18 protein-coding genes are annotated in these 25,225 nt (G+C 47.6%); 9 read left to right on the forward strand and 9 right to left on the reverse strand.

Features of this window, described 5'->3' with window-relative positions; all coding sequences use genetic code 11:
* Positions 1-5 precede the first annotated feature (5 nt).
* A complete protein-coding gene (locus AB6805_RS10525; RefSeq protein ID WP_370909382.1) occupies positions 6-1,178 on the forward strand; it encodes a class I SAM-dependent rRNA methyltransferase in 1,173 nt (390 codons plus the stop codon).
* 81 nt (positions 1,179-1,259) lie between these two features.
* Here AB6805_RS10525 and AB6805_RS10530 read toward each other — a convergent pair whose 3' ends face one another.
* From AB6805_RS10530 to AB6805_RS10545, 4 genes are all read right to left on the reverse strand, one after another.
* Positions 1,260-1,613, reverse strand: a complete 354-nt coding sequence (locus tag AB6805_RS10530) for a T9SS type A sorting domain-containing protein (RefSeq protein ID WP_370909383.1) — start codon at positions 1,611-1,613, stop codon at positions 1,260-1,262.
* 188 nt (positions 1,614-1,801) lie between these two features.
* A complete protein-coding gene (locus AB6805_RS10535) occupies positions 1,802-2,833 on the reverse strand; it encodes a PorP/SprF family type IX secretion system membrane protein (RefSeq protein WP_370909384.1) in 1,032 nt (343 codons plus the stop codon).
* A gap of 20 nt (positions 2,834-2,853) precedes the next feature.
* Positions 2,854-5,709, reverse strand: a complete 2,856-nt coding sequence (locus AB6805_RS10540) for a PKD domain-containing protein (protein WP_370909385.1) — start codon at positions 5,707-5,709, stop codon at positions 2,854-2,856.
* A 163-nt stretch (positions 5,710-5,872) separates the two neighbouring features.
* On the reverse strand, positions 5,873-10,744 hold the full coding sequence (locus AB6805_RS10545) for a PKD domain-containing protein (protein WP_370909386.1): 4,872 nt from the start codon (positions 10,742-10,744) through the stop codon (positions 5,873-5,875).
* Positions 10,745-10,875: 131 nt separating this feature from the next.
* Between AB6805_RS10545 and AB6805_RS10550 the strand changes: the two genes are divergently transcribed.
* Both AB6805_RS10550 and AB6805_RS10555 read left to right on the forward strand, forming a co-directional pair.
* Positions 10,876-11,475: a methyltransferase domain-containing protein gene (locus AB6805_RS10550; protein ID WP_370909387.1), complete on the forward strand. Its 600-nt coding sequence runs from the start codon at positions 10,876-10,878 to the stop codon at positions 11,473-11,475.
* The gene (locus AB6805_RS10555; protein ID WP_370909388.1) at positions 11,457-12,149 is read left to right on the forward strand and encodes a rhodanese-like domain-containing protein; all 693 of its coding nucleotides are present in this window, start codon (positions 11,457-11,459) and stop codon (positions 12,147-12,149) included. Before AB6805_RS10550 ends, AB6805_RS10555 begins: the two co-directional genes overlap by 19 nt.
* A 68-nt stretch (positions 12,150-12,217) precedes the next feature.
* Here AB6805_RS10555 and AB6805_RS10560 read toward each other — a convergent pair whose 3' ends face one another.
* Positions 12,218-13,729 carry a carboxypeptidase M32 gene (locus AB6805_RS10560; protein WP_370909389.1) on the reverse strand — a complete coding sequence of 504 codons (1,512 nt, stop codon included), beginning with the start codon at positions 13,727-13,729 and terminating at the stop codon, positions 12,218-12,220.
* Between the two features lie 60 nt (positions 13,730-13,789).
* Here AB6805_RS10560 and AB6805_RS10565 point away from each other — a divergent pair, with 60 nt between their 5' ends.
* From AB6805_RS10565 to AB6805_RS10585, 5 genes are all read left to right on the forward strand, one after another.
* Entirely contained in the window at positions 13,790-14,884 is a 1,095-nt protein-coding gene (locus AB6805_RS10565; protein ID WP_370909390.1) for a Nif3-like dinuclear metal center hexameric protein, read from the forward strand.
* A gap of 3 nt (positions 14,885-14,887) precedes the next feature.
* A complete protein-coding gene (locus tag AB6805_RS10570; RefSeq protein ID WP_370909391.1) occupies positions 14,888-15,640 on the forward strand; it encodes a zinc ribbon domain-containing protein in 753 nt (250 codons plus the stop codon).
* 282 nt (positions 15,641-15,922) lie between these two features.
* Entirely contained in the window at positions 15,923-17,410 is a 1,488-nt protein-coding gene (locus AB6805_RS10575; protein ID WP_370909392.1) for a tetratricopeptide repeat protein, read from the forward strand.
* Between the two features lie 32 nt (positions 17,411-17,442).
* Positions 17,443-19,098 (forward strand): DNA repair protein RecN, encoded by a 1,656-nt coding sequence (recN, locus tag AB6805_RS10580; protein ID WP_370909393.1) that lies wholly within the window; start codon positions 17,443-17,445, stop codon positions 19,096-19,098.
* Positions 19,099-19,242: 144 nt separating this feature from the next.
* On the forward strand, positions 19,243-20,055 hold the full coding sequence (locus AB6805_RS10585; protein WP_370909394.1) for an enoyl-ACP reductase: 813 nt from the start codon (positions 19,243-19,245) through the stop codon (positions 20,053-20,055).
* 155 nt (positions 20,056-20,210) lie between these two features.
* Here AB6805_RS10585 and AB6805_RS10590 read toward each other — a convergent pair whose 3' ends face one another.
* Positions 20,211-20,432, reverse strand: coding sequence for a DUF2795 domain-containing protein (locus AB6805_RS10590; protein WP_012794455.1), 222 nt, complete (start codon positions 20,430-20,432; stop codon positions 20,211-20,213).
* A 100-nt stretch (positions 20,433-20,532) separates the two neighbouring features.
* On the opposite strand from AB6805_RS10590, the gene AB6805_RS10595 reads away from it, so the two are divergent.
* Positions 20,533-21,183 carry an ABC transporter ATP-binding protein gene (locus AB6805_RS10595; RefSeq protein ID WP_370909395.1) on the forward strand — a complete coding sequence of 217 codons (651 nt, stop codon included), beginning with the start codon at positions 20,533-20,535 and terminating at the stop codon, positions 21,181-21,183.
* Here AB6805_RS10595 and AB6805_RS10600 read toward each other — a convergent pair.
* From AB6805_RS10600 to AB6805_RS10610, 3 genes are read right to left on the reverse strand one after another with little or no spacing between them, the layout of a single operon-like run.
* A complete protein-coding gene (locus tag AB6805_RS10600; protein ID WP_370909396.1) occupies positions 21,180-22,079 on the reverse strand; it encodes a histone deacetylase in 900 nt (299 codons plus the stop codon). The two genes, AB6805_RS10595 and AB6805_RS10600, sit on opposite strands and share 4 nt — an antisense overlap.
* On the reverse strand, positions 22,076-22,723 hold the full coding sequence (gene pdeM / locus AB6805_RS10605) for a ligase-associated DNA damage response endonuclease PdeM (RefSeq protein ID WP_370909397.1): 648 nt from the start codon (positions 22,721-22,723) through the stop codon (positions 22,076-22,078). The genes AB6805_RS10600 and pdeM overlap by 4 nt, the downstream gene beginning before the upstream one ends.
* A 41-nt stretch (positions 22,724-22,764) precedes the next feature.
* Complete coding sequence (locus AB6805_RS10610; RefSeq protein WP_370909398.1) at positions 22,765-25,218, reverse strand: ligase-associated DNA damage response DEXH box helicase; 2,454 nt, start codon at positions 25,216-25,218, stop codon at positions 22,765-22,767.
* Positions 25,219-25,225 lie beyond the last annotated feature (7 nt).

Genomic DNA, 25,225 nt, shown 5'->3' on the forward strand with positions numbered 1-25,225 from the left:
AATAAATGACTAAAGTTTTTTTAAAGAAACAGATACAGAACAGGGTGTTACAAGGGCATCCCTGGATTTTTGGCAATGAAGTGGCCGAAATAAAAGGAGATGTAAATGCCGGTGATATCGTAGATGTATATACGCATAAAGGTTTTTTCCTGGGTCGTGGTTATATCAATCCCCAATCCCAGATTCTTGTAAGGCTCCTTACCCGCGATAAGAACGAAGAAATCAACCCTGAATTCTTTTACCGCCGTCTGCTGAAGTGCTGGGAATACCGCCAGAAACTGGGCTATGTGGAAAACTGCCGACTCGTGTACGGGGAAGCAGATGACCTGCCGGCGCTGGTAATCGATAAATTCAACGATTACTTCGTGATACAAACCCTCGCGCTGGGTATGGAGAAATGGAAAGATGCCATCGTAGATGCTATCAACCGCATTTTTTCACCCAAAGGAATTTACGAAAGAAATGACGTACCTGTAAGGGAACTGGAAGGCATGACCCAGCAGAAAGGCTTTCTCAGCGAGGCTTTCGACACCAACCTGATCATCAATGAAAATGGTTTGCGGTTTCATGTGGATATCGTAAACGGTCAGAAAACGGGCTATTTCCTGGATCAGCAAGACAACCGCCGCGAAATCAAGCATATTGTAAAAGGCGCCGATGTAATGGAAGCCTTTTGCTATACTGGTACTTTCTCCTGTCATGCTGGTTTTTACGGCGCCAAAAGCGTACTTGGACTTGATATTTCCGAAACAGCGGTTGCTACTGCCCGCAAAAACGCCGAGCTGAATAACCTGCAGGATATCTGCCGGTTCCAGGCGGTGAATGCGTTTGATCAGCTGAAGCAATGGACAAAGGAAGAGAAGAAGTTCGACGTGGTAATACTGGATCCGCCGGCCTTTACCAAAAGCCGCGAAAATATTTCGAAGGCAGTAACAGGGTATAAGGAAATTAATCTTCGTGGAATGAAACTGCTGAAGTCCGGAGGCTTCCTGGTAACAGCTTCCTGCACCAACCTGGTATCGCCGGACCTGTTCCTGCAAACCATAGATGCGGCCGCAAAAGATGCGAAGAAAAGACTGCGCCAGGTTACTTTCCAGACACAAGCCCAGGATCATCCTATCCTGCGGAATATTGAGAACACTACTTACCTGAAATTCCTGATTGTAGAAGTTTCCTGATAAGAGAAGATATAAAAAAGGAAAAGTCACGATGTAAATCGTGACTTTTCCTTTTTTATTTTGATGCCAGATATTTCTAAGCTATTTGACTACATTGAATTTCCCGGATTCCACCAGGTTGCCCCGCTGGTCTCTTAACTGGAAAATATACAAACCATTATAATAATTATCCAGGCTCACCGTTGTCTTGGAACTGATGCCTTTTAACTGATCTATTTTTTTTCCGAGGAAATTATATACAATAAGATCGTATAGGCGATCGTTATTATGTTGTTGAACTTCAAATGTTATGACGGTAGTAGCGGGATTGGGATATAGCTTCACGATTTTGCTACCCCCTTCCGTGGCAGGTTGGGATTTTTCGCTTTGAGCCTTACCTATGCTGGTAAAAAGGCTGAAAACCATTATGAGAATCAGGGTAGAGGTTTTCCACATAGTATTATAAAAATAAAGTTTTTTTCAAATATTTCCTAATTTTTGTTTGACAAATTCAGCTCATTCGAGCGCCCAGGTTTCTACATAAAAATAACAAACCACAGGCCATTTTGTTAGCATTTCCGCATATTTTATGTAATTTTTAACGCTTGGTAATTTATTTTCATAATTAATTGATTTATAATAGTTTAAAATCTGGGACAGTTTACGCTTTCCAGCGTTGAATTCCGGCTGTTAAGAAATCCCTTGAAAACCAATGAAATTTCGAAGCCGCCAAATGTCTGGCTGGCTGTTCTCAGTTTGGAAATATTGGTGTCATAACTCATTCCGATCTCGTATTTATCCATGTCAATTTTGATGGTTGGGATAATAGCGTCATTCCACCTCAGGAAGAGGCCGCCATAAATGGCCCGGGTCGATTCCAGCCCCTGGTCCATTAAACCATAACCGATTAAAGCACCGCCAATATATTCTGTGTAAGTGCCCTGGTGCAACTGGTTGTAATGTGCAATTACTTTTACCCGTTCATCTACCGGGATCGTAATACCCGCGTTAAACGTAAGTTTCGGCTGCAACTCAATATTCTGATCATTATAGAAGGATATTTTAGCGCGGTTAAAATGAAAGTAACCGGCCCCGATAAAGTAATTCACATCTTCTCCGATCACACTGTTGTAACTCAGGCCCACACCGGCATCCAGGTAACTGTAGCCTTTCAGCGCCAGTTTGCCTTCTTCCCCGGTTGCGGTAGCAGGATCAAACCGGCCGTTGGTATACTGGTTGTTAAAGGTCATGTTGGTAGGATCGAACTGCCGCTGTACAAAGCCGCCCATGAATCCTACAGAAAGGAAACTACTCTTATCCTCATTAAGCGATTTATGATAGTTGATAGCCGGGAAGATCTGCGTGGACTGCAGTTTGGAAGTGCCTGCACGGTCATAGGTAACCTGCAAACCGGTAGTTACATAGTCGTTGCTGCGACCTACAGGGAACTTTATTTCACCACTCACAGTACCGGTCTGGTAAGGAATGGTAACGCTGTTCCACTGGTTGCGATATACAGCCTGCACGCGCACATCGCCGTTGAAAATGCCTATCAGTGCGGGATTGCGGAGGATAGGCGTTTCATAGAACTGCGATAGATGTATATCCTGGGCATACAACGGTGCTGCATGCGTGATGCAAACTATCGCCAGTAATACGCGGTATATGGTTTTCATGTTAGCCAGGTTAAAAATATTTATCTGAGTAATGTTACGTTGCCTTTCATCTGGAAAAATTCGTTGGTATCACAGTAAGCCTCAATAAAGTAGATATACACATCAGAAGGCTGGGGCTTGCCGTTAAAGGAGCCGTTCCACCCGGTGCTGATATCATCGATATTGATTCTTTCGCGATGATGTACTTCCTGTCCCCAGCGGTTGAAAATCCTGAAAGACTTTATCAGGCTGATGCCCTTTCCGCGTGGATAGAATATATCATTTTGCCCGTCGCCATTGGGACTGAAAGTATTTGGAATAAATACCACGTCGGTATTACAAACGAGGTCCACGTTCATGATATCGCTTTTCGTACAGCCATACTGGTTAGTACCGGTAATGCTGTAAGTAATGGGTTTACGTACGGCAGCTGTTACATAAGGAGAACTGGTGTTATCGAGGTAATTATCCGGGCTCCATTTCCACTTCACAATGTCAGGGCTTCCGCTGGCCATCAGCCGCACAATATCTCCCACCATCACTGTCTGGTCCTTGCCGGCATCTACCTGTGGTACCGGTTTTACGGATACTTTCACAGAAAGCGGTGCACTCATGGGGCAAATGGCGTCGTTGGTACCGGTTACCTGGTAAGTGATGTCTGTTATAGGCGTGGTAACCGGGTTAGCGATAGTGTTGTTGGTGAGGCCGGTAACGGGCGTCCAGTTATAGATGGTAGCGCCGGCAGCTTTCAGTTGTACTGAAGTGCCGTAGCAGGCAATGGTATCATTGCTTACAGTAAGATTTACTTTCGGCACCACTACTACATCAGTGGAATCATATACCGTACATCCGTATACGTTGGATGCCTGTACGCGGTAACGGGTATTTGTAAGTGGCGATGCCACCGGATCTATACAGAAAACACAACTGAGCTGGTTGGTGGTGAGCCATTGTACCGTGCCGTCTGATAAGGCATTCAGGTTAACACTGTTGCCCTCGCAAATCTTTGGTTGTTGCGCCGATGCTTTCAATACCGGGGTGGGATGAATGTTGATGGTTTTGCTGACAGAGTCCTTGCAATTGCGGGCATCTGTCACCACCAGTTTCACCGCCTGTCCGCCGGAAGCGCTGTACTTAGTGGCTGGCGGTGTTTGAGCAGTGGAACTAAGGCCATTGCCCAGATCCCAGTACCAGTTGGCAATCGGGATATTGGGAGAAGTAATGGTGTTATTGATAAAGCTTACAGCCTGGCCTGCACAGGTAACCGGGCCGGTGGTAAAGTCGGCCTGCGGTGCGAGGATGTCAATATCATCCGGTTTATACACAATGTCGTCGCAGTAAGCGGGATCGTTATAACGAATGGTCAGCTGGTTATCGAAGGTGCCGGCGGCCGCCCATGTTTTTATATAGGTTTGGTCAGTAGTGGTAAAAGTGGTGCCATCGCCAAATTGCCAGGTGTAGCTGGAAACCAGTCCCAGTGGTACATTCAGCACACCATAGGTAGCCTTGCTTCCGCGGCAGATGGAGTTGACGCCGGCAGTAAAATCGGCCCGGAAATAGTAGATTGTCTGGAAGCTGCTATGGTTGCAGTTATTGCCTATTTCCCCGATAGTAAGACGAACGGTATAATTGCCGGGCGTTGTATAATTATGTACTGCGTCCATGGTGTTTACCAGGGGAGAGTTATCTCCAAAATCCCACTGGTAGGTGGAGTTAGCGCTGGTACCAATGGAGTTGTTGGTAAAGATGAATTTACTTTTATCAGTACAATCGCGGACTACGCTGAATTGTGACACCGGACCGGTTACGTTCACCCTAGCCGGTGGCGCAGCGGTGAAGCAGCCATTACTCCCTGCTTTCATTTGCACGGTGAGGGTGCCATTGGCGTTAAAGGAATGACGGATATCGTTACTGCTGCCTGATGCCGTTTTTCCATCTCCGAAATCCCAGCTGTAGGTGTCCGCAAAGCTGGCGTTAGCGAGCAGTCGTACCGGATCGCCGGTGCAGGTACTAGCCGGAGATATAGTGAAGCTTACATTGGACGGGGGATTGCCGGTATGCACAAACTTATCGAACGTTGTAGCTACAACGCATTGCCCCTGGGTAGTAACGGTAACGCCTACATTATAAGTTCCGGTTTGCGTATAGATGTGATTTGCATTTCCGTTGGTGGTGGATTGGGTGTTGCCATCCCCGAAATTCCAGGCCCAGGATACCACCGGATCATTGATATCGTTGGCAGAAGTAGCCGTGAACGCAGCGGTATAAGGCACACAGCCTGATAGTGGCGTAGCCATTGTAATCTCGGGCAGGGAGATATCGATATAGGCATCTTTCTTTAAGGTGGCCGTACAGCCGTTGGTGTTAGTAACGGTAAGGGTTACATCAAATTTCCCCGCGCGGGTGTATTGATGTGGTATATAGGCATTACTGGTGGTAACCGGTGCAGTACCGTCGCCGAAATCCCACGTACGACTGGCCGCGCCTGTGGTGGCATCCGTGAAATTAGCGGTGAATACTTTGCAGCTTTTTGTTACATCTGCCGAAAAAATTACCTGTGGGGTAGCACCTACTACCAGGCTACGCCAATAAGTACTGGTAGTTGTTCCGCCGCTTACTTTATATACTGCTTCCAGGGTAATTTTTACAGGTCCGCCAACGGTATAGGTTACCTGCGGATGCTCCTCATGTGAAGTTCTGCCATCCCCGAAATCCCAGTTATAGGTAAGCGGAGTGCCGGTGCTGGTATTTCTCAATGTAAGTGTTACGGGTGTACACAGGTTGCCTGGCGAAGCGGTATAGGTAAAGTCCGCCTTCTGTGCCAGTAAGCAGTTTGCCTGCAAAAGGGATATAAGGAGCAGCAATGTCCAAAAACACTTTGCCTGTCGGTATTTCATAGGGTACACAGGTTTTCCATTGACTAAATGTCTACACAAATTAATAAAAATTACATATATAAACTTTTTGATTTTCGGAAATTTTGATAAAGGAAAGATGGAAATACAGCAGAGTGGCTGCAAATCAACAACATCCGTATCAAAAATTCCGTTCGGGGCGTCCCTACCTGATAAGGGTAATATTCCCTTTCAACAGGTTTACAGCGCCCTTATCACACACTACTTCCACATAGTATACAAATACATCCGGGTTCAGGATGGCGCCTTTGTAACGGCCATCCCATCCCGAGGATGGATCATTGGTATTCACCCCGGTACGTTCAAATACCAGTTGTCCCCAGCGATTGAAGATCCTGAAAATGCGGATGGATTGCATACCGCGGCCCCGCACATAAAAAACATCATTCTGTCCATCGCCATTGGGGGAAAACGTGTTGGGGATGAACACATTACCTTCATCGCACACCAGCTTGATCGCTACATCGTCGGTACTTACACAGCCAAACTGGTTGGTTACCTTTACATGGTAAGTAATATCGTCTGTTGGCGTGGCTGTAGGCGTCAGGCAGTCGTAGCAGCTCAAACCTGTTACCGGCGTCCATTCGGTTTTAATAATATCCCCGCTGCCTGTTACCGGTAATGGAATAACAGAGCCGGTAGCTATCACCATATCCGGGCCGGCATTCACTACCGGTACCGCACGTACGTAAACTTTGGCTAACGCAGTATCTGTAAAGCAAGTACTGTTATTATAACCCACTACCTGGTAGGTGATATTACCATCCGGACTGGCAACGGGGTCGGCAATATCCGTGCGATTCAATCCCCTGGCGGGAACCCACTGGTAGCGTAAGGCACCGCCTGCATTCATCTTCACGCTTTCGCCCGCACATATTTCGGCATCCTGCGCATAAATTTTGAACGGCTGCGTAACGGTAACGGCTATTTCGCCGGTATTCGTGCAGCCGTATTCGTTAGTGGCGGTAACCCGGTATACGGTATCAATGTCCGGCGTTGCCTGTGGCGATACACTGGTTAGGTCGGAGATGTTGTAATCAGTCCAGTTCACTGCTACGTTTGCGGTGGTATTCGCCTGTAACTGTAATGCCGCACCACGGCAGATAGTGGCGGTAACCGGAGAAGGATTTAATACCGGTGAAGGATGTACGATCATCTGCGCAGTGGTTTCTGAAGGACAGGAACCATCACTGTTGGTGATCGTTAATACCACCGGTATGGTGCCGGTGCTGTTTAAAAGTATTTCCGGCGGTACAGGTACGTCGTATGTTTGCCCGGTCCCTATCTGCCAGTGCCATTTGGTGCCTGGTATGTTTTTACTGTCGCTGCCGGATAGCTGCACTTTTCCAGACACACAAAGTGGTAAAACAGGAGCGATGACGGCCACCGGTTGCGGCGGAATTACCACCGGCAGGATCTTCTCATCTATACAACCATAGGCGCTGGTTACTACCAGTTTAACATGAGTAGTTCCGGGCTGCGGATAATTAAACAAGCCGTTCACAGTGGTAGCACTATTGCCCGGATTGCCCGGTACGCCAAAGTCCCAGGCATTGGTGAAATCAAGTGCCAGTGAGTCTTTGGTTAACGTTTTACTTTTGTTGGTAAAAGTTACTTCACCGCCGCCACATACCTGGAAATCATTGGTAGCAAAATCGGCTATTGTTTGATCTACAATAATCTTATCGTTGCCAGCCGCTTTTACCACGCAACCCTGATTGTCCAGTAAAGATACACGCGGATAATATATGCCTGCCTTGGTATAAGTGTGGGCCGGGGATACCGGTGTGGTAGAAGTAAGTACGGTACCATCGTCGAAATCCCACATATAGCTGTCGGTTTTAACAGAGGTAGCGCTGATACTGATTGCCAGCGGCACACAACCCTGTGTAGGCGTGGTTTTCATGGTGCCATCCGGTCCTTTGATAGTAATAGGAAGCGTGGCCGTGCTGGAGCAACCTCCTGCTGAATATACAGTGAGCACTACGTCGTAGGTGCGTGCCCGTGCGTATATATGCACATCCGGATCATTTTTGGCGGAAGTGCCGTTATCGCCAAAATTCCAGCTGGAGCTTACAAAATCAGAGGACGTATTGGTAAATAAAACTTTCACCGGCGGGCACAGGTCCAGGTTATCCGGGATCGTGAATGATGCTTTCGGATCAGGCACACGAATAACATTTGTTTTGGTGATTTCATCTGTACAACCCGCGGGAGTGGTTACTTTGAGCGTTACATTATATTGGCCAGGGGCGCTGTAAACCTTTGCAGGCCTGTTTCCCGTGCCGGTGGTGTTATCGCCGAAATCCCATGCGTAGCTCTGGATAGTGCCCTGCGACTGATCCACAAATGTAAACGACTTATCCAGGCAAGCGATATTGGATGGTACCATAAAGTCGGCCTTCACCCGGTCGAAACGAATTACTTTCTGGATTTTCACTACACAACTAAACTTATCGGTGACGGTTAATGATACCGTATAATCGTTCGCGTTAGTATAGGTATGTTTTATGTCAATGGGTTGCGTAGTATAATTCTCTTTACTGCTCTGATCCCCGAAATCCCATTCCCAGTTGAGTATGCTGTTGCCGCTGTTTACAGTAGACTTATCCGTGAAGCTGAAAATCTCATCTTTACATCTTTTGCCGGTATAATCAAAATCAGGTGTAGCCCCGTTTACGTCAATGCTAATGGGTGCAGCTTCGCGGGTACAGCTGTTTTTATCTGTAATGGTTAGCTTAATGGTAAAGGTGCCTGTTTTGTTATAGGTATGTGTGATACCATTGGCAGGATTAAAATTGTAAGCCGGTATATTTTGTATGGCACTGCCGTCGCCCCAATCCCAGTTATATTCGTTGATATTGGCATTATTCAGCGGCCCTAATGAAATGTGGATGCTTTCTCCTCTGCATATCCTGGGCTTATCAGCAGTAATAACGGGTTTTTCATCAATGATGTTCACCGATTGCGTAGTGGTAGAGGTACAGATACCGTTGTCGATGGTAAGCCGTACCTGTTTCAGACCTGTTGTCTGGTACCGGAAGTCCGGGTACTGATCGGTGGATGTGGCGCCGTTTTCACCAAATTCCCAGAGCCAGGATTTTACCGCGGTGGGAATAGGTCCGAAGGTGGAATTGTCCGTGAATTTACGGTGATAAGGGTCCACGCAATCCGGCGCAGTTTCAAACCGTGCAATGGGTGGAATGATCTGGATATAATTCCGTTTTATTAGCTGCTCAATACAGCCGTTATTGTTTACTGTGAGGATGATATCATGACTGCCGATTTCGTTGAAGGTGTGGTTGGGGTTTTCTTCCGTACTGGTGCTGTTATCCTGTACAAATGTCCAGATCCAGGAAGTACCACGGGGAACAGACAGGTTGGTAAACTGTACCGGGTCTTTAGCGCATGATTTCAGGGGCGTGGCAACAAAATCCACTACAGGTCTTGTTCCTGCCATAATAATGGTAGTGCCGCTGGCAGTACATCCGCCTGCGGTGGTTACCGTAATAGTAACATTGAAAGTTCCCTGTGTGCTGAAAATATGGTGGGGCCTTGCATCGGTAGAAGTGTTGCCATCGCCGAAGTTCCATTGATAACTGACAATGGGATCGGTAACATCCAGTTCTACGTAGAAGTCAGCTGGTAAAGGGATACATCCTTCCGTTACGCTGCGATAAATACTCAGGTTGGGTTTGGCAACGTTGATATAACCAGGATTGGTGACTGTTTTACTGCAGCCCAAAGCATTGGTAGCGGTGAGGCTTACCGTGAAAGATCCTTCGCGTGTGTAGGTATGTGAAGGGTTTTCAAGCGTAGCAGTAGTGCCGTCTCCAAAGTTCCAGTTCCATGCAGTGGCGTTGGTGGATTGCGCGTTGAACTGCGTGGTAAAAGGCGTATTGCATGCGCTGAGTGGCGTAGCTACCGGGTTAATTTGTGGAGAGGGATTTACGTGAATAGTTTGCTGGATCTCTTCCATGCAGGTACCGAGGGTGGCCTGCATTTTTACGACATAATCGCCTGGTGTTGTAAATTGTTTCACCGCGTTTGCAGTGGTTTGAGTAGTGCCATCCGGGAATGCCCAGGTCACCTGGTCCGGAACAGGTTGTGTGGTATTGGTGAAGTTAACCGGTTGATCAGCACAGGGTGCTGAAAAAGTAAACGCCGGTTTCACTTTTTCAATGACGATATACGCTGTTTTGGTAAGTGGAGTGGAGCATCCGCCGGAGGTAGTGGCGGTGAGCTTTACGGTGAAACGGCCTTCCCAGGTATAGGTATGCTGGTTGGCGGTGCCGGTAGTGCCATCGCCGTAATCCCAGGTATAGGTCACCGGATCGGGCGAGTTATTCACCGTATTGTTAAAGAAATTTACGGCGAATGGTGTGGTGCAGCTTTGTGTTTTGTCGGCCGAGAAAGCCGGCGTAGGCGCACTTTGTATTTTCACTGGTTCGGGTCCTTTAAACGCCGTACATCCGTGGCTGTTAGTTACAGCGCTGAGTACATTATAAGTGCCTGCCTGCGTATAGGTGTGCGTAACATTTGCGCCGGTGGCGCCTCCGCCGTCGCCGAAGTCCCAGGTAATATCTGCAATGCTGCCGTCTCCTGGGGCAGACTGGTCCCTGAAAGTAGCCATGAAGGGCGCACATCCGGTGGTGTTGGGGATGGTGAAGTTGACAACAGGTTTGTTATATACCTGGATGTCAAGCTGTTTGACGATGGTATTGGCGCCGTAGGTAGCCGTTAGTTTAACATGATAAATGCCGGGGTCCTGGAATGTTTTGGAGGGGGCCACGTCGTTGGTCACATTGGCGCCAAGTCCGAAATCCCATTCTATCTGTTGGTAGCCTGCATCCAATGTGGCGGTAAAATTCACCAGGAAAGGCGGGCAGCCTGCTAATTTATCTGCATTGATGGCAACTGACTGCGCGCGGGCAGCAATGGTCAGGGCCATTACCGGCAGCAGACAAAGCAAAATATGTTTTGTGACAATCCACAAATAATTGTGTAGGCTTTTCATGGCATAGGTTGGCGTTAGGGCCTTTTCACAGGTATATTCAAAGCATAAAAATAGTAATAATGTTTGGAAAAGCGATGCATTTATGTATGTGGCTGAATGGCCGTAACTTAGCATAAAAAGCAATGCCGGATATGGATAGTCAGTATTGGAATGACCGCTATCTTAAAGGAGATACGGGCTGGGATATGGGAGCGGTGTCGCCACCCCTGAAAGAGTATATCGACCAGTTGGTGGACCGGGATATTCGTATACTCATTCCCGGTGGAGGCAACAGTTACGAGGCTGCTTACCTGGCAGGCCAGGCTTTCAGTGATGTAACGGTGCTGGATATTGCACCGGCGTTGGTGCAACAACTGAAAAAAACGTTTGCCCGTACCCGTGTGAAAGTGCTGGAAGAAGATTTTTTTGCGCATAAAGGCAGTTACGACCTGGTATTGGAGCAAACATTTTTCTGCGCGTTGCCGCCTTTCCTCCGGATGGATTACGTGGACCACATGTATTCGCTGATCAAACCTGGCGGGCACCTGGCAGGGGTGTTATTTAACCGTCATTTTACGCAGGACGGGCCACCCTTCGGTGGTACAGCAGCGGAATACACCAAGCTGTTTTCTCACTTATTTGATATTAAAACGTTACAGCCTTGTTATAATTCTCATCCGGCCAGGCAAGGTGCGGAGTTGTTTATTAATTTTATGCCGAAAATAAAAAAGATATGGGACGAGTTTTCTTAGCCATCATATTGATGCTCACAGGCATTACCGCAACGGCACAGGAGCGGCAGGAAGTGGATGCCGCGGAATTTGACAAGGATATTCAACAACCGGATGTACAGGTGTTTGATGTGCGCACCGCCGGGGAATTCAGTACCGGGCATTTGCCACATGCCTTACAGGCCGATTATACAAAAAAAGAAGAATTCATGGACCGGGTGCAGTACCTGGACAAGAAAAAGACGGTTTATATTTATTGCCTGAGTGGGGGCCGTAGCACCGCCGCTGCCAAATGGATGAGAGAGCATGGTTTTACGGAGGTAGTGGAGCTGGATGGTGGCATCAATGCGTGGAAGCGGGCAGGCAAACAATTGGAGGGCGTTGCTGAAAAGAAGCCGCAGCTTACTGTAGCGGATTATAACAGCGCCGTTCACGCAAAAGGAATGGTACTTACAGATGTTGGCGCTGCGTGGTGTCCTCCCTGTAAACAGATGGAGCCGGTGCTGGAAAAATTCTTCCAAAAACATCCGCAGGTAAAGAAGGTATTGGTGGATGGTGGTAACGACCTGGACGTAATGAAATCTGTTGACGCAACTAAGCTGCCTACTTTTATTTTATATAAAGATGGTAAAGAAATAGCGCGGAAGCAGGGTGTGATGGAATTGGCAGAGCTGGAGAAGCTGGCGGGGTTGTAATTGAAGTATACTACAAATAACGGGAAAGTCCGGAACCATCTTTCACAGATCGTTCCGGACTTTTTATTTTAGAAACCGTATATCCCCGCATATTTCGCTTTCGCATATGCCAGGAACTCACCAAACACCAGTTGTTTCCCGGTTACTTTCTCACACAATTCATTTGAGGTATAAAACTTTCCAAACGGATGAACGTTGCTGCGCAGCCATTCCAGTAACGGCTGGTAATCACCGCCGGCAATACGTGCATCCAAACCAGGCACTTGTTTTTGTGCGGCAGCAAAAAACTGGGCGGCGTAAAAACTGCCGAGTGAATAGGTGGGGAAGTAGCCGAAGCTGCCGTGCGACCAGTGGATGTCCTGCAATACGCCATGAATATCGTCGGGTACTGTTACGTGCAGGTATTGACGGTAGTATTCATTCCAGGTATGTTTCAGATCTTTTACATCAATGCTGCCATCGATCAGTCCTTTTTCAATTTCATACCGGATCATGATATGGAAATGATAGGTGAGCTCATCTGCTTCCGTGCGGATGAGGGAAGGCTGCACTTTATTAATGGCTTTATAGAACGCATCCAGCGGCACGTTTCCGAGGTTTTCGGGGAAGAGTTGCTGTAGGCGGGGATAGTGATATTGCCAGAAAAGAAGGCTGCGGCCCACGTTGTTTTCCCAGAGGCGCGACTGGGATTCATGTATACCCAGGCTGGTGGCTTCTCCGCAGGGAAGGCCGTATTGTTCGGTAGGAAGCCCTTGTTCGTAAAGGGCATGGCCACCTTCGTGGATACAGCTCCAGGTCATGTTACCAAAATCATTTTCATCGATGCGGGTGGTTACCCTTACATCAAGTGGACTGAAGCTGGTGGTGAAAGGATGCTCTGAAACGTCCTGCCGGCCTGCTTTCAGGTCATATCCCATACCTTCCAGCAGGGCGAGACCAAATTTCCATTGTACATCGCGGTTATAATGCAGGTGCAGGAAATCCTTATTGATAGCGGGTTGTTGTTCTATTTGGCTGAGCAGTGGTGAAAGGGCGGTTTTCACTTCATTGAAAATGTTATCCAGCATACCGGTATGGGCGCCTTTTTCATATTCATTCAGCAAGGCGTTGTAGGGATGTCCCTCATAGCCGAGGATATCCGTTTCCTGTTTTTTCAGTTCAACCATCCGGGCGAGCGCCGGGGCGAAAATGGAATAGTCGTTGGCTTTGCGGGCTTTTATCCACGCGTGATAGCTTTCGTTGGTCACTGTCGACATTTCTGCCACAAAGGCTGCCGGGTATTTTTTATTCTTTTCAAAGTCCTCGGTGGAAAGAATGATATTTTTCTGTTCTACAGGATCCAGTGTGGTATTCCCTTTCAGGGCCTGGAGGATGGCTTCCAGTTCCGGGGCGGTGAATAGTTCATGGGCAATAGAGCTGAGGGTGGTGATTTGCTGACCACGGAATCCCGCGCCTTTTTCCGGAAGATAGGTTTCCTGGTCCCATCCGAGTACCGCCAGGGCATTTCTTACGTCCGCAATTTTTTGCATTTTTATTTTGTAATCCGCATACTGTTCTGCTGTAGATTTGCTTCCGGGCATAAAAGATATTTTTTTGCAAATTTAGCAGATGCCGGGAATGAACCATTAATTTTTGCAGATATGAAGATAAAAGAGATCATACAGGCCATCGAACAGTTTGCGCCTTTGCAGTACCAGGAGAGCTACGACAATGCCGGGCTTATTTTCGGGCGGGCGGATGTGGAGGTGACCAATGCCCTGCTTACCCTGGACGCCACCGAAGCGGTTATTGACGAAGCCATTGCAACCGGATGTAACCTGGTGATTGCCCACCACCCCATTGTTTTCGGGGGATTGAAGAAGATTAATGGGAATAATTATGTAGAGCGGGTGGCTATTAAAGCCATTAAACATGATATTGCCGTGTATGCAGCGCATACCAACCTGGATAATGTACGGAACGGAGTCTGCGCGCAAATGGCGGCTAAACTGGGGCTGGAGCAAACAAGGGTATTGCAGCCGAAGCGGGGATTACTAAAAAAGTTATTCACATTTGTGCCTTCGGCAGATGTGGAAACGGTAAGGGCTGCTTTGTTTGAAGCGGGCGCCGGCCATATTGGCAATTACAGTGAATGCAGCTTCAACGGCACGGGGGAGGGCACGTTTAAAGGGGCGGAAGGCACTGATCCTTATGTAGGTACGCCCGGAAAACGACATTTTGAAGCCGAAATAAAGTTGGAAGTAATTTTTCCGGTATATTTGGAAGGAAAAATTTTACAGGCGCTGTTGGGCAGCCATCCGTATGAAGAGGTGGCTTATGACATAGTAAGCCTGGAAAATGCCTATCAGCAGGTAGGTTCGGGATTGATAGGTACTTTGCCGGAGGCGATGGAAGAGCTGGAATTTTTACAGTTTGTAAAGGAGCAGTTCCGGACTGGTTGTGTGAAATACACCCCTTTGAGAGGGCGTCCCGTAAAAAAAGTGGCGTTGTGTGGTGGAGCGGGCAGTTTCCTGTTGAAACAGGCGATATCGGCCGGGGCAGATGCCTACATTTCGGCAGATTTTAAGTATCATGAATTTTTTGACGCTGACAATCAATTAATTATAGCAGATATTGGACATTTTGAGAGTGAGCAGTTCACAGTGGAATTATTTTATCATATATTGACCGAAAAATTCCGTAATTTTGCGCCTCTTAAATCTACGATTAAAACAAACCCGGTAAATTATTTATAATACATGGCAACCGTAAAAGAATACTCCGTTGAAGAAAAATTAGCGTCTGTACTCAGATTGCAAAAGATCGATTCCAAGCTGGATGGGATCCAGGTGTTGAAAGGGGAGTTGCCGATGGAGGTAAAAGACCTGGAAGACGAGATCGAAGGCCTGAACACACGTCAGTCTCACATTGAGAATGAAATGAAAGGTATACAAGACTTTGTTGCCAGCAAGAAAAACGCCATCAAAGAAGCGGAAGCGCTGATCAAGAAGTACGAGAAGCAGCAGGATAATGTGAAGAATAACCGTGAGTTTGAAGCCATCACCAAGGAAATGGAGATGCAGGCGCTGGAAATCAAGCTGGCTGAAAAGCATATCAAGGACGCTAACGAAGAGATCAAGGAAAAAAGCCGCGTACTGGAAGTAGCCAAGAAAGCGGTAGCAGATAAAGAAGCGAACCTGAAGCACAAGAAAGGCGAACTGGAAAAGATCATCGGCGAAACAGATAAAGAAGAGAGAGCATTCCGCAAAGAAAGTGAAGACGCTAAAACCAAGGTAGATCCCCGCTTACTGCAGGCTTACGAAAAAATCCGTAAGAACTACCGCAACGGTTTGGCTGTAGTAACGGTAGAGCGTGATTCCTGCGGTGGTTGCTTTAATGCGATCCCTCCTCAGCGTCAGGCAGAAATCCGTCAGCACAAAAAGATCATCGTTTGTGAGCACTGCGGACGTATCCTGGTAGATAACGACCTCGAAGCAACTGTGACTATCTAAAATATAGTTCCTCAGCAATAAGTATTTAAAAGGACATCTCCGGATGTCCTTTTTCTATTGGTGTATGTGCATAAAAAAATATACTAATTTATTTAGTTTTGTTTTACTAATTATATTAGCTTTGTGAACATTGCCGTTGCGCAGGTACCTTGCGTAGTAGTTCTTTTATTTTGTGGCAGGGATTTAGCTAAAACAATGCAACTTTAAAAAATGTGAAGTGTTATTTGGGATTTGGAAGATGTTATGAGAGATTTGGCCTTTAATTTTGGAATTTTTCCCCGTATGCGTATTATTTTTTCTTTGTTGTTATTGTTGAGTGTAGGATTTAACGTGAGCGCCAGGCAGAAAGTTTTTGATTTTAACACCCGCTGCGAGCAGGCATATGATGCCATTATGCAGCTGAGGTTAAGCACCGGTAAGGCTTTGCTGGAAGCAGAAAAAAAAGAGCATCCGGATAATCTGGCGCCCTATTTCCTGGATAACTATGCAGATTTTTTCCCACTCTTCTTTAATGAAGACCCTGCAGAGTATTCAAAGAAAAGGAGCCTGCGTTCCTTCCGGCTGAATAAAATGGCAGAAGGTTCCCCGGACTCGCCTTATTACCTGTATACACAGGCGGCCATCAAATTCCAGTGGGCCCTGATCAAAATAAAGTTTGATGAAAAATGGGATGCTACCTGGGAGATCCGGAAAGCATATATCATGCTGAAAGAAAACCAGCAACGGTTTCCTGGCTTTGTTCCTAACAACCTGCTGCTGGGCGCCATGCAAACTGTATTCGGTACTATTCCGGAAGGCTATAAGTGGATCACCAATATCCTTGGCCTTAAGGGCAGTATGAAAGAAGGGATGGCGAATGTGAACAAGTTCATTGAGAGCAATGCGCCGGAAGCCAGAATGTTCCGGGAAGAATCTTACTACTATTATTGCTACCTGATGTTGTTTATTGTGAATAAACCGGAAGAAACGTGGGAATTCTTACAAAAAAAACAACTGGATACTAAAAATAACTACCTGTTTGCTTTAATGGTGGCGAACCTTTCTTTAAACAACCAAAGGGCAGCTACCGGCATAAAAGTGTTGCAGGAACGGAATGATACAGCGGAGTATGCGGACATGCAGTATTACAATTATGTAATGGGATTACTGAAATTAACGCGGCTGGATCCGGATGCACATATTTACCTGGAGCGGTTTGTCACTAATTTTAAAGGCAAGTTTTATGTGAAAGAGTGTTTGCAGCGACTCAGCTGGTATTATTACCTGGAAGGAAACCAGGCTGCGGCAGATAAATACCGCGCCCTGATCCTCACAAAAGGGGGACTGGAAACGGACGCCGATAAACAGGCACTGAAAGAAGCCAAAACCGGTAAATGGCCCAACCCATTCCTGTTACGCGTACGTTTACTGAGCGATGGCGGATATTTCAACAAAGCGCTGGCATTGCTGCTTACCAAAAAAGCAGCTGAATTCCCCGCAATGGAAGATAAGCTGGAATATGCTTACCGTTTGGGCCGCATATATGATGAAAGCGGGCAGGATGATCAGGCCATTGCCATGTACGAGGTAACCGTGAAAGTGGGCACCAACAGGCCGGAATATTATGCGGCACGGGCTTCCCTCCAAATGGGTTACATTTATGAAAAGAGAAACGAAAAAGCCAAAGCCATAGAATGTTATCAGCGTTGTCTGAACATGAAAGGCCACGATTATAAGAATTCCCTTGACCAGCGCGCCAAAGCAGGCATGCAGCGGGTGAACGGAACCTGAGCTTTCAACATCATAAAGGAATTTCCTTACTTATGTTACAGCGACTAACCATCAAGAACTACGCAATTATCGATCACCTGGAAGTAGACTTCTCAGGGAACCTGAATGTGATCACCGGAGAAACCGGTGCAGGTAAATCTATCCTCCTCGGAGCCCTTTCCCTGATACTCGGAGAAAGAGCAGACCCGGGAGTATTGTTCGATAAAACCGGCAAATGCATCATAGAAGGGCTCTTTAAAGTAAAGAAATCACAGGTGGCGGCCTTCTTCCAGCAACACGAGCTGGATCTGGAAGATCAGCTGATCATAAGAAGAGAAGTGAGTGCTGCTGGTAAATCAAGGGCGTTTGTAAATGATACGCCGGTGAACATCTCCCAGCTCGCAGAACTCAGCGGATACCTGGTAGACCTCCATCAACAATTTGATACACTGGCGCTCGGTAACGCCGATTTCCAGCGGGAAGTGATCGATGCCCTGGTAAACAAACCAACGGAACTGCAACAGTACCACCAGGGATTTGTTCAGTACACACAGGTACAGAAGAAATACAAACAGCTGCTGGATAACCGCGACAATGCCAACAAAGAGCTGGACTATAACCGCTTCCTGCTTGATGAACTGGCAGAAGCAGGCTTCAACACCAACGAAATAGAAGAACTGGAAGCAGAACTGCAAACATTGAGTCACGCAGAAGAAATAAAGAACACCCTGAACCGGGTTTATTTCCAGCTAAAGGAGGATGAACAACCCATTCTTCAACAGCTGAAACAGCTGCAGTCATCGCTGCAGGCCTTATCTGCCTTCCATAAAGACATGCCCGCGGTAGCTGAACGGCTGTTATCCACCTATCTCGAACTGCAGGATATTGCCGGTGAAGTGGAAAGCATCAACGACCATGTACAATATGATGCGCAACGGATAGAACTGGTGAATGAAAGAATGGCGCTGGGCTACCGTTTGTTCAAGAAACACGGGGTGCACACTACTGCCGAACTGCTGGCCATCAAAGAAGTGCTGACACAGAAAGTTGAGGATGTACTAAACCTGGACGAACAGCTGGCATCACTGGAGCAGGAACAAACCCGGCTGAAAGAAAGCCTGCAGCAAGCGGCCGCTGTCATCACGGGGCATCGCAAGGAGCAGGCCGGTCCTTTTGAAAAACACGTAAACACTTTACTGGCGCAGGTAGGCATGCCTAACGCCCGCCTGAAAGTAGACATCATACCCGGAGAACTCAATTCATACGGACAGGATACCATCGAATTCCTGTTTGACGCCAATAAGAGCAACCAGTTTGCACCAGTGGGCAAAGTGGCGTCCGGTGGGGAATTGAGCCGCATCATGTTATGCATCAAGTCGCTGGTAGCCCAGTCGGTAGCGCTGCCTACCCTGATCTTTGATGAAATAGATACCGGTATTTCAGGAGAAGCTGCCCGCCAGGTGGGGGTTATTCTGAAAGATCTGGCCAAATCACACCAGATCATCTGTATTACTCATCAGCCGCAGATAGCCGGGAAAGCAGATGCACATTACTTTGTATATAAAGACGCTAAAGCGGATAAAGTAACTACCAGCGTACGTTTACTGTCGCCGGACGAGCGGGTGAATAAAATTGCCCAGATGCTGAGCGGAGAACGGCCTACTGCCGCTGCGCTGGAGAACGCCCGCGAAATGCTGGCCGTACATTAATAAACTGCTATCTCATAATAGCTGTTAGCCTTTAGCAGGCTGCATTTAGTTAAAGGCTAGCCGTCTAAATGCTGTTCGCTGACAGCTAACAGCTTTTTTTTTCAACTATAACGACTATTTTTGCCGAAATTAATTTTTGACCAAATGGCTCATAACTTATTAAAAGGGAAGAAAGGTATCATCTTTGGCGCATTGGACGACAAGTCTATTGCCTGGAGAACTGCACTGCGTTGCGTGGAAGAAGGCGCTGAAATTGTGCTTACCAATGCCCCTATTGCCCTGCGTATGGGTGAGATCAACAAACTCGCGGAAACCTGTAAGGCACCTGTTATTCCGGCTGATGTTACCAATATGGATGATCTGGCCAACCTGTTCAACAAATCCATGGAGCACTTTGGTGGTAAGATCGACTTCGTTCTCCACTCCGTAGCAATGGGTATGAACATCCGTAAAGGCAGAAGCTATACCGACCTGGATTACGATTTTAATCACAAAACATTTGATATCTCTGCGATGTCTTTGCACCGCGTGCTGCAAACAGCCTACAAGCTGGATGCACTGAACGAATGGGCATCTGTTATCGCATTGTCTTATATCGCGTCTCAGCGTGTATTCCCCGATTATGGTGAAATGGCCGACGCAAAAGCCCTGCTGGAATCAATTGCACGCAGCTTCGGTTACCACTATGGTACCCACAAAAAAGTACGTGTGAACACCATCTCCCAGTCACCGGTTAAAACAACCGCAGGTGGCGGCGTGAAAGGTTTCGATGGCTTTATGTCCTATGCAGAGAAAATGAGCCCGCTGGGTAATGCCACTGCAGACGAATGCGCTAGCTACGCCGTAGCCATGTTCTCTGACCTCACCAAAATGGTGACTATGCAGAACCTGTTCCACGACGGAGGTTTCTCCTTTACTGGCGTTTCCAAACCGGTGATCGACCAGATGGAAAAATAAACCAGTTATTTATGGAGCCCGGCGATGTAGCAGAAACAATCATTTCTGCCACATCGCCGGATCTCTGAATACCAAAAATAAAAGCCGCTTCCTTATCAGGAGCGGCTTAGTAATTATTTGTCATAGTTGAACGGGAGTGCGGTCAGCGATACTGGCTAATATTCATCCTCATTAAAGAAGAAGTCATCCTGCGACGGATAATCAGACCAAATATCTTCAATCCCCTCATAAATTTCCCCTTCATCCTCCAGCTCCTGAAGGTTCTCGATTACTTCGATCGGTGCACCGGAACGAATGGCGTAGTCGATAAGTTCGTCTTTAGTAGCTGGCCATGGAGCGTCCTCCAGGTATGAAGCTAATTCTAATGTCCAGTACATCTTATTAAAATTTTTACTTTTTAATTTTCCGCAAAAGTATTATTTAATTTGAAATAAACAACTTTTACTATTTTATCGGTTAATTACTTTTCTTTGGGTTATGCTAACCGCTCGCAATGTTACCAAAAATTATTCCAATTTACCCATATTAAAAGGGGTAGACATTACTGTCAGTAAGGGAGAGATTGTAACCATCGTAGGCTCCTCCGGAGCTGGTAAGAGTACCTTGCTGCACATTCTTGGAACCCTTGATACGCCCACTGCTGGCAGTATCTGGCTTAATGATGTCAATCTGACCGGTTTAAAGGGAAACGCCCTGGCCGATTTCAGGAACCGTCATATTGGCTTTATTTTCCAGTTCCATCACCTGCTGCCGGAATTCACTGCCCTCGAAAATGTGTGTATCCCCGGTTATATCGCCGGCACCCGCAAAAGCCAGGTAAAGGAAAAAGCGGTGTTCCTCCTGGAAACACTCGGACTGAAAGACCGGCTTGAGCACAAACCCAACGCCCTCTCCGGTGGAGAACAACAAAGAGTAGCTGTAGCGCGGGCTCTCATCAATGACCCCGACGTGGTAATGGCAGACGAACCTACCGGTAACCTCGACTCCCGTAACGCGCGGGAACTGCATCACCTGTTCATGGAACTGCGCGATAAACTGAAGCAAACCTTTATCATTGTTACGCATAATGAAGAACTGGCGCCTATGAGCGACCGTCAGCTGGTAATGAAAGACGGGAAAATTATTTAACCGTAAATACGGATGCCTGCCTTAAAAGTATTACAGTGCGCATTTACGATATCGCGGATGTGGGTGGAATAACCTCCTCCCATCGCGACTGCACAGGGGATGTGATGTTTTTTCAGTGAATGGAAAACCATTTCATCCCGCTCCAGGCAGCCCTGCTGCGTAACCTTCAGCTTCCCGAATTTATCCGTTTCCAGGATATCTACCCCAGAAAGATAAAAAACAAGATCCGGTTTAACCCGGTTAATCAGCACTGGCAGGGCTTCTTCCAGCAACTGCAGGTAAGTGCCGTTATCCATACCGTCTGCCAGCGGAATATCCCAGTCTGATGTTTCTTTATGAAATGGATAATTGTGTGCGCCATGCATACTAAACGTATATACATGGGGGTTACCGGCAAACAATGCGGCAGTGCCATTGCCCTGGTGCACGTCGAGGTCTATCACCAGCGCCTGTTTGATATGCTGCCGGTGCAGCAGGTAATTGGCGGCTACGGCAAAATCGTTGAGCAGGCAGAAACCTTCCCCATGATCCGCAAACGCGTGGTGAGTGCCGCCAGCTACATTAAAACCAATACCATGATCGAGCGCATGCAGCGAAATATCGATGGTGCCCTGTGTAATCACCATCTCGCGAAGGGTTAGCGCAGGCGATTGGGGAAAGCCTATTTTCCGCTGTTCGCGGGGCTCCAGCGTTTGGTCTCTCAGCTTATGCCAATAGGCAACGGTATGTGTTAAAAGAATAGTTTCTTCTGTAACCGGTTCGGGAGCAAATAACTGCCCGGGGTTGATAATACCTTCCCGCAGCAGCTGGGCTGGTATCAGTTCATACTTGAGCATCGGGAAACGATGATCTGCCGGCAAAGGATGGGTATATATATCGTGACTGGCAATCTTCATTGGGCGCGTATAATCGATTTTCCGGCTATTACAAACACAGGATCCCTTTCCTCGGGGTCAAGGTTCGCTGAGCCGGTAAAGTGGCCAAAAGCGGGTAAAATGCCGCAATGCCGGCCAAAATAAAAGCAGGGTAAACGCAGCCGTTGCCTGCCGGCTCCATGCATCACGAAAGCCGGGTGCAGGTGTCCGGAAAAAGTATAGGCGAAGCCATTGTTGTCTTCACAAGGCTCATGGATAAAATGAATATTACGCAAAGTAAGTGCAGGGTGTACATTGATCTGCAGCTGCTCATACACGGCATCGGCCATAATATCATGATTGCCTTTCACCAGGTCGAAGGAGATCCGGGAAAACTGCTGCCGCCATAATTTGAAATACTGCACTTCATTGTTCTCCCGGCTATGAAACATATCTCCCACTATAATAATTCTGTCTGGCAGGTAATGGGTAATCAGTTGCTGTAACCGGAACAGGTCTTCCTGTACAATACCCGCCGGCACGGCAATCCCTGCTTTCCGGAAATGAGCCGCCTTCCCCAGATGCAGATCTGAAAGGATCAGCGCTTTTTCTTCTTCCCAGAAAATTGCCCGCTGAGGTGATAAATGCCAATGCTGTTCCTGAAAGTGAAATATTTCCGCGACCACTGAATCAACTGTTTTTTAATGAGGTGCAAATTAGAGATTTCTTAACCGTTCACCGTGATCAATTTTTTGATCCGGTCTTCCAGCTTTTCGCTGGTCATGGTGTCACGTAAACTGTCTACTTTAATCGGGAAGCAGAAAGGCGTGAGCTTTTGTGGTGTGGTGATCACGATCCGGCTAACAGCAATGCGTTCCAGCGTTTCCCTCAAACGGGCCTCTTCCATCTGGTAAAAGAAGGCCTCGTTGAAAGCCTGCTTTAGCAGCAGGTTTTGCGGATCGTAGTCTTTGAACACGTTAAATAATAAAGAAGCCGACGATTGCAGGTGACGGTTAGCTTTGTGTTTACCGGGATACCCCTGGAATATCAAACCGGCTATCACCGCAATGTCGCGGAATTTTCGCCGGGCCATCTCAGTAGCGTTTACACTGGTTTGCAGCTCCATCAGCAGGTTTTCTGTAGAAAAAAGCTGTTTGGCGTTTTCGGCCGTCAGCGGAATAGGCTGGTCAGACAACAACTCAAAGCCATAGTCATTCATGGCGATAGAAAAAGTAATAGGCTGGATGCGGCTGATCCGGTAAGCCAGCAACGCCGCCATTACTTCATGTACCAGCCGCCCTTCAAAAGGATACACAAAAAGATGGTAACCGTCTTTGGTGGCTATCTGTTCAATCAGCAGTTCATTGGCTTTTGGAATATGCGACAGTTCTTCCTGGAGGTTGAATAGTGGTTGTAAGGCAATCAGCTCCGGATCTTTTGTATTCCGCGAAAGCGCCTCATTAAATTTTTCGCGCAGCATCCGTCCCAGGTTGGAAGAAAGGGGAATACGGCCGCCCTGGTAGCTGGGCACAATCGATCTTTTGGAATTTGATTTGCGGACCAGCACCGTCATATCTTTGATCAGGATAAATTCCAGGTTGCGGCCCGCCAGGGTAAAGGAATCGCCGGGCGACAGGCGGGAAATAAAACCCTCTTCGATGACACCGATGTAGCCGCCGCTCATGAACTTTACTTTGAGCATCGCGTCGCTTACAATGGTGCCTATATGTAAACGGTGACGCATGGCCATCATCCGGCTGCGGCAGATGTAGAAGTTGCCTTCCCGTTCTACTTTTTTGAATTCATCATAGCTACCCAGCGCCTCGCCGCCGGTGGTGAGGAAGGAGAGGAGCCACTGCCAGTCATCTTCGGTAATATGCTGATAGCAAAAGGTATGTCTTACTTCTTCCCATATTTCATTGCCATGAAAGCCGTCGGATACCGCCAGCGTCATGAGGTATTGGAGTAATACATCATAAGCGAGTAGCACCGGCATCCGGCTTTCTATAAGATCCTGTTCCATAGCGGCTTTCAGTGCTGCCGCTTCTACCAGTTCCAGGGCATGGGTAGGCAGGAAGAAAATTTTACTGATGGCTCCCGGCTGATGCCCGCTACGGCCGGCTCTTTGCAGGAATCGGGCCACCCCTTTCGGGCTGCCCACCTGTATAACGCTGTCTACCGGCCGGAAGTCCACCCCGAGGTCCAGGCTGGCGGTACATACCACCGCTTTCAGGATACCGTTGTGCAGGGCTTCTTCTACCCATATACGCAGCTCCATATCTATAGAGCCATGGTGCAAAGCCAGCGCGCCTGCCAGCATGGGGTCTTCGCGGAGAAGCGCCTGGTACCACAGCTCCGACTGCGACCGGGTATTGGTAAATATCAGGGTAGTTTGACTGTCGTTGATAATGGGTAACGACTGTGGCAGCATTTTGATGCCGAGATGTCCTGCCCAGGGGTAATTTTCTATTTCGTGGGGGATCACGCTTTTCAGGGCGATATTCTTTTTCAGTTTGGCGCGGATAATAAGGCCATCGCTATGATAAGGGCCCAGCAACACTTCCAGCGCTTCATCGAGGTTGCCGATGGTAGCGGAAATCCCCCAGACTTTTAGTTGATCCTGTCGCAGTCCCCTCAGCCGGCTGAGACCCAGTTCCACCATTACGCCCCGTTTACTGCCTATCAGCTCATGCCATTCGTCTACCACCACGGTGTGCAGGTGTTTAAATACCGAAGGGTATTCTTTCTGCGCCAGCAGCAGGTGCAGGCTTTCCGGTGTAATAATGAGTACTTCCGGCATTTGCTTTTTTTGTGCCGCCCGCGTGGCAACGGGTGTGTCGCCACTGCGGATGCCTACCTGCCAGGGAACATTGAGTTCCTGCAGGGCGCTTTCCATGGCCCGGCCCAGGTCTTTGGCCAACGCGCGCAACGGCGTTATCCATAATAGCTGTAAGCCATTTTTTGTTTTGTGGGTATAATCTTTCGGGTGCGCATCTATCCAGGCGATAACGGCGCCCAGGAACAGGGAGAAGGTTTTTCCGAAACCCGTAGGCGCATTCACGATTCCTGATTTGCCCTGCAGGTAAGCCTTCCAGGCATCCTCCTGGAATTTGAAGGGCTTCAGTTCTTTTTCGCCCAACCAATTATTAATCACTTTCCATCCACCCGAACGTTGTTGCATAGGAATG

This window comes from Chitinophaga sp. RCC_12 (assembly GCF_041360695.1).
GTDB lineage: Bacteria > Bacteroidota > Bacteroidia > Chitinophagales > Chitinophagaceae > Chitinophaga.